The organism is Microcoleus sp. S13C4 (assembly GCF_036700865.1).
Lineage (GTDB): Bacteria > Cyanobacteriota > Cyanobacteriia > Cyanobacteriales > Microcoleaceae > Microcoleus.
In genome coordinates this window covers 1-12,263 of the sequence record NZ_JAUBPS010000018.1, presented here as the reverse complement: position 1 = coordinate 12,263, position 12,263 = coordinate 1, and the positions used below count along the sequence as shown (strand labels likewise).

Genomic DNA, 12,263 nt, shown 5'->3' with positions numbered 1-12,263 from the left:
AAAAAAAATGCCCATCTCCAACAGAAGCATCCCGATTTGGTAAAAAGCGTTTATTACGAGTGCGATCGTCCCGCACAGCAAAGCCTGTGCGTCTCTAGGGAGTTCTCACAGCGAACAGTCCTGTGAAATAAAAATCGTGCTGAAAAAGGCGATTTCAAGGGAGCATAAAAATACCCTCTCCGATGTAGAGAGGGGCTGAAAATCCCCAAAAACTTCGCTAAACTAGCGTTAAAAACTGTGGCACCTATCAACAACAGTCCAAGACGCAGCAGCCGGGTTTTTTTTTATCAAACACTTCCCTCCATTCCGGTACCCGGCTAAAAATAACCGGAACGCTTGAGTTTGCGTGCCTCCAAGACTGAGAAATATTTGGCGTAAGCCCTTAGCGGCCGTCTTTGTTAATGTCGCCAGGAACAGCGCGTTCCACCCGATCCCAAGCGTCGCGCGTGGCATGCTTGGCTTTGTCCCAAGTCACATTAGACTTACCGCGATTTGTTTCGTAGTCGCGCTGCAAATCCGGTTCGATCTCGTGGAATTGCTTACCAGTAGCGCCATAGCGGCTGTATCCCTCATAGCCGGTGCGGTATGCAGGCTGATAGTCTTCGTAAGTGGCGCTCGTGTCCGCGTAAGGACGGGAAGTGTAATTGCTTTGCCAGTAAGCATCTTCTACCGTGGGGTCGATCGCCTCGGCGACACCTTTGCCGGCCAAACCGCCACTAAACGCACCCACAACAGCGCCCACAACTGCTCCCACTGGCCCGCCAATTGCACCGCCGATCGCAGCACCCGCAGCACCCGCACTCGCCGCACCTATACCCGTTCCCACTGGATGAGCCCCTGTTTCCCCCGAAAGCGGGTCTAGGTTAGCATCAGGTTCATGTACCGTTTTTTTCTCATCGCTCATGATATTTTTTTCCTTTTATCTAACTGTAACTATTATTAAATCTACCTTTTAAATTCATATCTATTCATCTGCCTTAAGGATGAACCTGCTACTTTAAAAAAAAGGGGAAGGACAAAACCGTTTTGAACGTACAAAGTGGTTTTACACCCTAACTCTAACGCGGTAAGGTGCGAAATGCGTACCTTACCGCGTTAGGTTCAAGTAAGTCCTGAGCTATGGTCAAGGGTGTACTCACGGAAGCTCTGTATATACCAGCAACTTGAGTTAGATAGAAATCTGTTGATTTATTAGTTGCCCGTGACCTTTTCGATCAACTCTTCAGCTTTTTGAACTATGCCTTCTTGCGGGTGTTCTCCCTTGTACTCTTTTAAGCTTTCGTCGTAAACTTTCTCGACCTTGGCAGGATTTTGAGCAGTTTTGACTATATCTTCGTAAGCTGCTTGGGGATTGAGATCCTCGAAACTTTCTGCGGGGTCAGTAATTTTAGCTTCCGGTGGCGCCTGAGTCCTGTCTTGACCTGCGTAAGCACCCTGACTGGGTACTACCGCTAGACCTACCATACTAATGAAAGCCAGCGTACAGACCAGCAAAATGCTTTGAATCAATGTTTGTCCGAGAGCTTTTAAAACCCGCTTCATATCAACTTCTCCTCGTATTTTTCCGCAAAAATTATGGTGTTTGTCGCCCCTTCACTGCGATCGCACATTGACAACCTTGGTTCAAGCGCAATCTTTGTCGCAGCTACCGCATCTAGAGCGAGCGAAAAGGGATGTTTCCGATGATGTCCAATATCTTAAGCGCCTGCTTGTTACAATTACTTCTACCAAAAGATAGATTAGTTAGACAAGCGGAACTCATCTCCTATGAGGGGCGATCGCAATTCCTGCGAGGAACCCTATCTAGGGGTTTTCCCATCAATTACGAAGCCCCTCACTCTTCTCTTTTGGCGCGTCTTTCGCGTCTTCGCAGTTCGGGAGAAAATCCCATTCCCCAACATTTTAAAATGCTATAAATAACCTAAGTAACTACAAAAAAACCTGCTCTATGTCGAGGTTGCGGTTCTGCATAGCTTGTTCAAATAGCTCAGTAGAAAGAGCTTGTTCGACCGACCAAACGCCGGGTCTTTCCAGTTTTCCTTCTAACATTAATTGAGCTATGCTGCCAGTACCGATGCCAGTAGCGGTGGCAGCATTTGGGTGTACCGCTGTCGAGCAAACTTTAGCGGGTTGACCGTTTTTTAGACCGGTCACTTGCGATCGTACTGCCACACCAACCCCACTAAAACTATTAGTAACACTGGTCATCCCATAACTGACGTAGGAGAGAAATTCAATCACGGAGTTATTTTTGAGCCAGCTAGCAGGCCAATACTTGGCAACAAACCAGGTAAGGTGATTGTAAAGGTCGGGAGACGTACCGAATTTAGTCACAACTGATTTGACGGGGAAAGTTTCGGGCAAAGTAATTGCTTCCGGCATATCGAACCAGTAAACCCCTGTTTTACCGTAGGGTGCGGGAAATTCAATTGTTTCGCGATCGCTGTAGGGTTTTACTTGGTGCCACTTGCGATCTTCCCAAACCTCAAAAGGGGTTTGCAAACCTAAAAAAGTGGTTCTCATTACTGTAACACCAGCGCCACCTGAACCTCCAACTACATAACTCAAATGGATGTGTTCTGGCTCATCTAATTGTTCCACATCTCGGCGCACCATGCTATTAGACACACCGGGAAAAATCCCCGTATTAATAATAGCAGTAATTCCAGCATTTTTAGCAGTTTCACGCAATTCTAAAGCTCGGCGAGTAAAAATGCGGCTGTCGCTGACATCAGTATAATTAACACCTGCTTCTATGCAAGTTTTCAATACACTAGCGTCTCGGTAGTGAAAAGGCCCGGCACAGTGAACGACGAGGTTAGAGGATGAAACCGCTTGGTGCATGGCTGCACTGTCTGCTAAATCTAAAGCTATATACTGCACCCGATCCGGTGGCAATTCCGGCGTAATAGAGCCTTCAGGGTTGCGTCCGGTAATAGTAATTTCTGCATCGGTATGGGTAACAAGGTCTTGGGCCACGCTGCTGCCAATTCGCCCCCGCCCACCGACAATCAAAACTCGATTTGCCATCGCTAAAAAAAGGGTAACGCCACTTCTCAGTTTCTCAACTTGGGGCCGGCGTTTTCATCCGCATAAAGTATGAATTGAGGAGAATGCGAGATGCTGGGGGATCGGCGGCGATCGGCCAGCATCTGCAGATGGGGAGCGACTTCTACCAGGGAGTTGCCTGTTCTGCGAAATTAGAGTTTTGGCTGCGAAGCTAAGTTAAAAAATGCCTTCAGCGTTAACTTGTTCTTCTAATATTGAGAATTTTATCGATGGAATATGCTATCTGATGCAAAAATATTTTAACAGCTTTGATGGAAGGGGAACCGCCGCCACCGAGCGCGTAAGATGCACCGGATTTAGAAAGGGTATTGATGGCGATCGCACATCGTTTTCCCTTCACAGGGAATCAACCAGAAAAAATTCTCGCACTCGCACACTGATAAATCAATACAAACAAACGCAGATGTGATTCATCTGCGTTTATCTGCGTTCATCTGCGGTTGCTAAAAATCTTACTTCTCATTACTCCGAAATATCGACTTACCCTTCGCTTTCAGAGTATTAGCCGCATCTGCGAAAGTCTGGGCGATCGGCTGCTGCGAGTGCATGAAAACGCGAGCGGTATTGCGTCCCGGCATACCCGAAATCGAGCCGCCCGGATGCGTTCCCGCCCCCGTCAGAAACAAACCGTCGATCGGCGTTTTGTAATTAGCCAACTCCGGCAAAGGACGGAAAAAGATCATCTGATCCAGCGTCATATCAACGTGATAATAATTCCCCTTCAAAGCCCCCAAACGTTCTCCCAATTCCGCCGGACTTTCCACGCGGCGGCCGATAATTGATTTCTTGATATTGGGTGCATATTCTGCCAATTTGTCAATACAGCGATCGGCAACTTTGTTTTTCAGCTCATCCGTCCAACCCGTACCGTGCTGGCCGGTTCCTTCAGCATTTTCGATCATGTAAGGAGCAAAAAATTCAATCCAAGCTGTATGATGTCCGGGGGGAGCCATTGACGGGTCTCGTACCGTCGGAAACACTACATACATCGATGGGTCAGAGTCGGGGATTCTGCCGATTGAAGGGTCGCTGTGAGAAATTTCAACGTGTCTCACCGAGTCTGCAATTAAAACCGACCCCATTAAATATTCGTCTCGATGATTCCAGCGATCGAACTTGGGCATTTCATTGAGGGCTAAGTCTATTTTGAGAATAGTTTCGTTGTTGTTAACAATTTTGCGCTCCAATCTTTCCCGCAAATCCGGGTCGGCAGCATCGACATCGCTATCATCCATTAAATGCAGAAACAAGCGCTTAGCATCAATATTAGAAATGACACCTTTTGTAGCCCGGTATTCCGTGCCGCCGGCCACTCGAACTCCCACAGCGCGACCGTCATCAACTAATATTTTTTCGACGTGCTGATCGGTAAGTACCACACCCGAGTAACTTTTCACTAGATTGAGCAGCGCTTGCACTAATGCACCCGTCCCGCCGCGCGGTCTTGCCATGCCGGGATTGTGCCTCATTGCCAGCATAATTGCGCCTACAGCCAGGGTTTTTTGCGAAGGAGGCGCGCCGAGTTCTGCGGCTAATCTTGCTAGGGGTGCTTTGATAAATTCCTCGTCAAACCACTCGTTGAGAAGGTCTTCAGCGCTGGTGAGCATCGTGCGAATAAAGTCCAGCGTTTTGTCGGGGGAACCGATGACTGACAATAAATCTTTGATCTTTGAAATATCGTAGTTGCCCAGAATATCTATGATAGATTTTGGTGGCGCATTAAACATCGGAACCATTGCACCTAAAGCCCGCTGCCAAAAGTCTGTATATTCGGCATATTTTTTAGCATCGCGCTCGTTGTAGCGGGCAATTTCAGCACAAGTTTTTTCTACGGATTTGTGCGCTAAGAAATATTTGCCATCGGGATGCGGACAAAAGGCAACTGGATCGCAGAAAAGATATTCTAAACCGTATTTTTCCAGCTCTAATTCTTCTACAACTGGCCCTAAATGGATAAATTCGTGGTCGATCGCACAAAGATTGAATTTAAAATCCGGCAATTCGGGAATGGCAGCTTCGGTAGTTGCCGCGCCGCCGGGAACTGAACGTTTTTCTAACAAGAGGACAGTATATCCAGCTTTCAGCAGATAAGACGCACAGACGAGTCCGTTGTGACCGGCGCCTATGATAATGACATCATACGTTTGCATAAATGAAGTTCTAGGGAGTGGATATTTTGCTTATTTTACAAATGTTAACAAGTTGGCTGTCTCTACCAATAGAAATAGATTCATTGTCACTAAGCCGTTTTAGCATATTACAAAAGATGGAGCTTTGACAAAATGCTGTTGTGCGATCGCCCTTATTTATTCTTAAACTTACAGACTGACCGCCGTGCTAAAATCCCGCCAATATTATACTCTATTTAGCCACATTTATCTGCCTTCAATTAAAAACTTAAGCAAACGAAGTAAAAAGGAAAAAGGAACAGGAAAGGGGGCATAGGAAATAGGGAAGAGAAACAGTTTTGAGATTGCTTTTTTCCTTGCAACACGGCGAGTGGAAGGAGTTAAGCCCTAGGAAAATTACTTACTCCACACTCAAAACTGCTAGTCCATTACCAATTAGTCCATTAAGAGATATTACTTTAGTTGCTTGAGCGCCGCCTCAGCTTTTTGTACACCATCATTGTTGCCTTGCTGGCGGTAAGTATCAAGGGCTTGTTGAAAAGCTTCAATTGCTTCGGATTTGCGATCGCGCGCTTTGAGTGCCGTACCCATATTGTAATAAGCTTCGGCCCTATTTGGATCGAGCTTAATCACTCGCCCAAAAGTGGTAATCGCTCCTAAAAAATCTTGTTTTTCCAGTTGAATTTCCCCGATTCCTGCGTGTGCTTCCACTAAATTTGGCCGCACCGCAATAGCCCGCTGATAAGCTGCCAGCGCTCCGTCTAAGTCGTTTTGACCCTTGAGAACTTCGCCAATTTGTAACTGCACTTCTGGATTCCGAGGCTCTAGTTTTGCCGCTTCTTCAAAAGCTGCTAGCCCTTCGGAAGTATAGCCGGCACGCAGCAAAGCAGTACCTAATTTTAACTGGACACCGGCTTGTTTGGGAGCGAGTTCGGCTGCTTGTTGGAGCACGGTGACAGCACTGGCAAAATTTCCCTGCTGGATCAATACTAAACCCATTGAAGAATAAGCTTGCCAATTTTTCGGGTCGAGGGCGATCGCCTCTTGGTATGCTTTAAAAGCACCGCTGTAATCTTTTTGCTGAAAGAGTACCACTCCGAGACCGAGCCGGGCATTGACATTTTTGCGATCGAGTTGGGCTGCGCGGCGGTAAGCTGTGGCTGCTGCGGGATAGTTTTGCAAATTCGCCATTGCATATCCTAATGCGTATTGGAAGTCAGCATTCTTCGGTTCGAGACCGATCGCTTGTTGGTAAAATTCCACTGAGGCTTGATAGTTGCCTTGACGTGCTTCTAAATAGCCAATACCAGAAAAAATGCGCGGGTTTTCTGTATCTAAACGTGCCGCTTCCTGATAAATGGCGATCGCCTTACTGTAGTCTCCTAAATCTACCAACTCGCGCCCTTGGCGCAGCAAAGCATCTACATTTGAATTATTTTGAGGTTTGACTTCAACTGACGTTTCTGCTGAGAGCGCTATCTGCGGCACTGCGACAGCGAAGCCTGCTACTAGCAACGTACTGAATACCAAGAGACTTTGTTTATACACGGCCATTTGTTTCAAAGAGTGTGTGGAATGAAAGAGCGAGTTGCTGTCAGCCTGACAAGCTGACAACTTATGGTTTACCAGGAATTTTTGAGCGGCGAGATGTAGTAAATCTACAGAACAAGACCGACTCAAAATTTTCGCGATTGAGGCCAACTGATGATTGTAACAACAACTGATATCATCCAAGGAGCAGAAATTCAATCTTACCTGGGAATTGTAACTGCTGAGGTGGTTTACGGCACCAACGCCCTGCGAGATTTCTTCGCGGGCATTCGCGACATCATCGGCGGGCGCACCGGCAGTTACGAGGAAGTGTTTCTCAAAGGACAGCGAGATGCCCTCGCAGAACTGGAAAAACGGGCCCAGCGCCTGGGGGCCAATGCCGTAATCGGGGTGGAAGTTGACACCGGCACGATTAATGTAGACTCGAACGGAGCTTTGCTGCTGATTACAGCCGTTGGAACGGCTGTAAGATTGCGTTAAGCTGTCTTTCCTGTATACGTCCGCATTTCCTGTATACGTCCGGGAACTTTTCTAACGGGATAAAATAGTTATCAGTCATCAGTCATCAGTCATCAGTCATTAGCTAATAGCGACTGGCTGGGGGCTGATGACTTTTTCGTTTCTTTCTTCAGACATAGATACTGGTTATTTCCCCAGGCAGATATAGTTTCTATCAATCTCAGCCACAATCAATGCTTAGGTGAAAGATTGTTAAAAATTAAATCAACTCTCTGAGGAAAAAAAACATATGTCATACGTAAATAGACCTGTAGATAACGTTGGTACCGAACCCGTGGTCGTAAATTCAGTGATGGAATACCATGATCGAGTACGTTGGGGCCCGATTTTTTCGGGTTTGGTAATTGCGATCGGTACACAACTGGTGTTAAGTGCATTGGGCGCTGCGATCGGCTTAAGCAACATTGCTAATTCAGGAGCTCCGCGCAGTATTTCAGGGGACGTGGGTACCGGCGTCGGAATTTGGTCAATTATTAGTTTGTTAATTAGCTTGGCCGTTGGCGGTTGGGTAACTGCTCGCGCTTGCGGCCCGATGAACCGCAACACAGCACTTTTGAACGGAGCAATTTTGTGGGCAACTACCTTAACAATTGGCTCTTGGCTGTTAGCAAATGGCGTGGCCGGTACTTTTGGTGTCATCGCTGCGAATGCGGGAGAAGCAATTAATCAAGCGCAGCAGGGCGGGGTGAATTTGCCCAACCGAGCACCTAACGTATCTGCTCAGGATGCTCGCAATATTGCTGGTAATGCCGCGAAAGCTGGTTGGTCGTTCTTGTTCGGCTCGCTATTGGGTTTAGTTGCTGCGATGGTAGGAGCATCTGCCGGCGCGCGCACTCCCCGGAATTACTCGTAAAAGTTTCGTCAGAGACGGAAAGTTTATATTCAGGAAAGCACTTTTTTTTAAGGTGCTTTTTTGTTGGTTTCTCGTTCCCCGGTAGAACCGGGGAACAAGTATAAGAACGAGAAAAACCACAGAAAAAAGTGCGGGGCGCACCCTAGAAATTAAGCGGTGAAGTATTTGGCTGCTGGGTGATAGGTGATAATTGCGGTTGTTGATTGTTCGGGATAAAGTTGTTCGCTTTCATCCATGTAGAGCTTAATACGATCGCACTTTAACAATTCCAGTTGCTTATACTGATCCGCCATATTCGGACAAGCAGGATAGCCGAAACTGTACCGCGAACCGCGATATCTTTGTGCTAGCATATCGCGAATGTTGTCCGGTTCTTCGCTACCAAAGCCCAATTCCCGGCGAATTCGCGCGTGAGTCCACTCTGCTATTGCTTCCGCTGTCTGAACCGCTAATCCGTGAAAGTAGAGATAGTCGGTATATTGATTGTTAGCAAATAGCTTCTGCGCGTACTCTGTAGCAATCTCTCCCACTGTCGCTACTTGCATCGGAAATACATCGATTTTACCGGATTCTTTGGGCGCGAAGAAGTCGGCAATGCACAGCCGTCGCGCCGATTTTTGGCGGGGGAATGTGAATGTTGCAGCGGGTGTCGATACGTCTTGCCCGCCATCCATGATTTCGGGCTGATACACATACAAAGAATTCCCTTCAGCTTGACAGGGAAAATACCCGTAAATGGCTTGGGGATGCAACAGCTTCTCAGTGATTATTTTGTGTTTCCATTCCTCCAATTTCGGATAAACTGTCTCAGCTAAGAAAGCATCGTATTCTTCCCGCGATTGGTCTTTGGGCTTGCGGAACTGCCACTGACCGGCAACTAAAGCTTGCAAATCTAAGTGCCAGAAAATCTCCTCAAAGGGGATGTCTTCTCCCTGCAACAGTTTCGTGCCCCAGAAAGGAGGATTTGGGCGATCGATATCTGCTGCAACTGCTTCGGATCGCCTGGTATCTATCACCACAGGAATGTCGGCTTTCTTCGCATCTTCTACAGAAGTCTCTGGCGAAATTTTAGCTTCTTTAACCGCCCCATTATCATGCCCTATTTCATCTAAAAACCCTTGCAAATTTTCCCATTTACCAGCAGATTTTGCTGGCATGAGTTTGTCCATAAAATGCAAGTCAGAAAACGCATCTTTGCCGTAAACAACTTTACCTTTGTAGGTATTTTGGCAGTCTTCATGCACAAACTTGGGAGTCAAAGCCGCGCCGCCCAAAATTACCGGAACGGTGATTCCTTTCTGGTTGAATACTTCCAGATTTTCTTTCATGAAGGCGGTGGATTTTACCAGCAAGCCACTCATCGCTATACAGTCAGCTTTGTGCTTTTCGTAGGCTTCGATGATATTGTCAACTGACTGTTTAATACCCAAGTTAATCACTCGGTAGCCGTTGTTCGATAGGATAATATCAACTAAGTTTTTGCCGATATCGTGAACGTCTCCTTTGACAGTAGCGATGATGAATGTGCCTTTGGCATTGTCCCCGGATTCGGACTTTTCCATGTACGGTTCTAAATAGGCAACTGCCGCTTTCATTGTTTCTGCTGACTGCAATACAAATGGCAGTTGCATTTGTCCCGAACCGAACAATTCTCCGACTACTTTCATCCCGTCTAACAGGAAAGTATTGATAATGTGCAGAGGCGGATAGGTTTCTAATGCTTTGGCGAGTTGGATATCTAGTCCAATGCGTTCGCCGTCGATGATGTGCTGCTTCAGGCGTTCTTCTACCGGGAGGTTTGCGTCTTCTGTACGATCGCGCTTGGTAGTTTTGCCCGCAAACACCGTTGTCAGGTCGCCCAAGGGGTCGTAAACGCAAATATCGCCGTCAAACTCCCGTTCGTCGTAAATGAGTTTACGGCAGATTTCTTGGTGTTGGGGGTCGATTTTGGCGAGGGGCAAAATCTTATTAGGGCTGACAATTGCCGAGTCCATCCCCGCTTGCATTGCTTCGTGCAAAAACATCGAATTCAAAACTTGCCGCGCCGCCGGATTCAAGCCGAAGGAAATGTTAGAAACTCCTAAGATTACGTGACATCCTGGCAATTCTTGGCGGATGCGGCGGATGGATTCGATGGTAGCTTTGCCGTTTTTTCTGTCTTCTTCAATCCCGGTAGAAATTGGCAAAGCTAGGGTGTCAAAAAAGATTTCCTCGGCGGGAATTCCGTAGGCGACGGCGGCGTTATATGCGCGCTGGGCGATCGCAAATTTTTGGTCAGCAGTTCTGGCCATCCCGTCTTCGTCAATTGTACCGATAACTATGCCCGCGCCGTATTTTTTCGCCAACTCTAAAACTTGATAAAAACGCGGTTCTCCGTCTTCGTAGTTAGTGGAATTAAGCAAACATTTGCCGCCCGCAACTTTTAAGCCTGCTTCCATCTTTTCCCATTCTGTGGAATCCAGCATTAAAGGGAGAGTTGCATTAGTCACAACGCGGGAAACTAATTCTTTCATGTCGCGCACGCCGTCGCGGCCGACATAATCAACGTTGACATCGAGAATGTGCGCGCCTTCTCGCACTTGTTCCCTGGCCATTGCGACTAAACCGTCCCAGTCTTCCGCGTTTAGCAAATCGCGGCATTTTTTGGAACCGCTGGCGTTGAGTCTTTCGCCGACAATTAAGAAGGAATTCTCTTGTTCGTAGGGTTGGGCGGTGTAAATTGAAGCGGCGGAAGGTTCCCAAGTAAATTCGCGGATTTTGGGTTTAAGAGTTTTGCCAATTTCTGATAGTTCGCGGATGTGATCGTAGCGGGTGCCGCAGCAGCCACCAATGACTTGCACGCCTAAGTCTTCGACAAAGCGCATCAAGGCCATTTTTAATTCTATTGGCGTGAGTTTGTAGTGCGCGTGCCCGCCGATGTTTTCGGGTAAACCAGCGTTGGGAACGCAGGAAACGACGAAGGGCGAATGTTCGGAAAGGTATTTGACGTGTTCGGCCATGCGATCGGGCCCGGTGGCGCAGTTCAGGCCTAAAATGTCGATCGGGTACGGCTGCAAAATGGCTAGGGCGGCGCTGATGTCGGAACCGACTAACATTGTGCCGGTGGCTTCCATTGTGACTGATACCATTAACGGAATTCGCGCACCTTTTTTCTTAAATACTTCTTCAATAGCATTTAATGCTGATTTAATTTGCAGCACATCTTGACAAGTTTCGACAATAAATAAGTCAACGCCGCCGTCATAAAGTCCTTCTGCTTGTTCGGTAAAAGCGGCGGTGAGTGTGTCGAAATCGATGTGTCCTAATGTTGGCAATTTGGTGCCGGGTCCGATCGATCCTGCGACAAATCTCGGTTTTTCTGGCGTGGAAAATTCGGCGGCGATACCCTTGGCGAGTTCGGCGGCAGTTTTGTTGAGATAATATGCTTTGTCTGCCAAATCGTATTCGGCGAGCACGATGGAAGCAGCGCCAAAGGTGTCTGTTTCGATGACATCGGCCCCTGCTTCGAGGAATCCCCGGTGCACGTTGGCGACGGCTTCCGGTTTGGTGTGGACGAGATATTCGTTGCAGCCTTCGTATTCTTTGCCGCCAAAGTCTTCTGCGGTGAGGTTTTGGACTTGCAGGTTGGTTCCCATCGCGCCGTCGAAGACGATGACGGGGCGCGAGGGGTGGTGGAGGCGATCGAGGAATTTGCTATTCATAAGCGGTCAAAAAAAACGCTGGTGCTATATATTTACAATTTTATCTATTGTGCAATATTGTCAACAATTATGTGACTGTTGGCAAACGACTAATTACTTAAAGATTTAATGCTCCTGACAATAGTTCGATCGTACCTGTAATTTTACCGATCGCCCTGGATTCTTGTCAAAATTCTGTTGTGGGTGAGGCTGCGTGGGGAAAACCGGCGAGTTGCAAGGGATTTTTTCGCTTAACTGCTGACGAATTTTGCGAAAGTGCGATCGCCACAATTAAACGAGTTATATAGCAGTCCTAAATGACTCGTTTATTTTTACCCCACCCCAACCCTCTGACAGGTGTAGGTTTTTTACAATTAAGAGGAGTTAAGCTGTTGTACCTTTAAATAGGGTATAATAAAAAATGAGTTTAGTCAATCTCTACAAAAATGCCAGCTAAAAACC

The 12,263-nt window shown here is 47.2% G+C and carries 10 protein-coding genes; 3 read left to right on the top strand and 7 right to left on the bottom strand.

What is annotated here, in order from left to right; translation table 11 throughout:
• Positions 1–382 precede the first annotated feature (382 nt).
• The gene (locus QT996_RS10050) at positions 383–904 is read right to left on the bottom strand and encodes a hypothetical protein (RefSeq protein WP_333046277.1); all 522 of its coding nucleotides are present in this window, start codon (positions 902–904) and stop codon (positions 383–385) included.
• Positions 905–1,191: 287 nt separating this feature from the next.
• A complete protein-coding gene (locus QT996_RS10045) occupies positions 1,192–1,542 on the bottom strand; it encodes a hypothetical protein (RefSeq protein ID WP_333046275.1) in 351 nt (116 codons plus the stop codon).
• A gap of 140 nt (positions 1,543–1,682) precedes the next feature.
• Here QT996_RS10045 and QT996_RS10040 point away from each other — a divergent pair, with 140 nt between their 5' ends.
• A complete protein-coding gene (locus tag QT996_RS10040; RefSeq protein ID WP_333046273.1) occupies positions 1,683–1,916 on the top strand; it encodes a hypothetical protein in 234 nt (77 codons plus the stop codon).
• A gap of 13 nt (positions 1,917–1,929) precedes the next feature.
• Here the strand turns inward: QT996_RS10040 and QT996_RS10035 are convergent, their stop codons facing one another.
• From QT996_RS10035 to QT996_RS10020, 4 genes are all read right to left on the bottom strand, one after another.
• The gene (locus QT996_RS10035) at positions 1,930–3,030 is read right to left on the bottom strand and encodes a saccharopine dehydrogenase NADP-binding domain-containing protein (protein WP_333046272.1); all 1,101 of its coding nucleotides are present in this window, start codon (positions 3,028–3,030) and stop codon (positions 1,930–1,932) included.
• 214 nt (positions 3,031–3,244) lie between these two features.
• Positions 3,245–3,409 (bottom strand): hypothetical protein, encoded by a 165-nt coding sequence (locus QT996_RS10030; RefSeq protein ID WP_333046270.1) that lies wholly within the window; start codon positions 3,407–3,409, stop codon positions 3,245–3,247.
• A 112-nt stretch (positions 3,410–3,521) separates the two neighbouring features.
• The gene (gene crtO / locus QT996_RS10025) at positions 3,522–5,219 is read right to left on the bottom strand and encodes a beta-carotene ketolase CrtO (protein ID WP_333046268.1); all 1,698 of its coding nucleotides are present in this window, start codon (positions 5,217–5,219) and stop codon (positions 3,522–3,524) included.
• A 432-nt stretch (positions 5,220–5,651) separates the two neighbouring features.
• Positions 5,652–6,752: a tetratricopeptide repeat protein gene (locus QT996_RS10020; protein WP_333046267.1), complete on the bottom strand. Its 1,101-nt coding sequence runs from the start codon at positions 6,750–6,752 to the stop codon at positions 5,652–5,654.
• A 150-nt stretch (positions 6,753–6,902) separates the two neighbouring features.
• On the opposite strand from QT996_RS10020, the gene QT996_RS10015 reads away from it, so the two are divergent.
• Positions 6,903–7,229 (top strand): YbjQ family protein, encoded by a 327-nt coding sequence (locus tag QT996_RS10015; protein WP_006634531.1) that lies wholly within the window; start codon positions 6,903–6,905, stop codon positions 7,227–7,229.
• 268 nt (positions 7,230–7,497) lie between these two features.
• A complete protein-coding gene (locus QT996_RS10010) occupies positions 7,498–8,121 on the top strand; it encodes a hypothetical protein (RefSeq protein ID WP_333046265.1) in 624 nt (207 codons plus the stop codon).
• Positions 8,122–8,270: 149 nt separating this feature from the next.
• On the opposite strand, the gene metH is transcribed toward QT996_RS10010, so the two are convergent.
• Positions 8,271–11,822 (bottom strand): methionine synthase, encoded by a 3,552-nt coding sequence (gene metH, locus QT996_RS10005; RefSeq protein WP_333046264.1) that lies wholly within the window; start codon positions 11,820–11,822, stop codon positions 8,271–8,273.
• Positions 11,823–12,263: the final 441 nt, after the last annotated feature.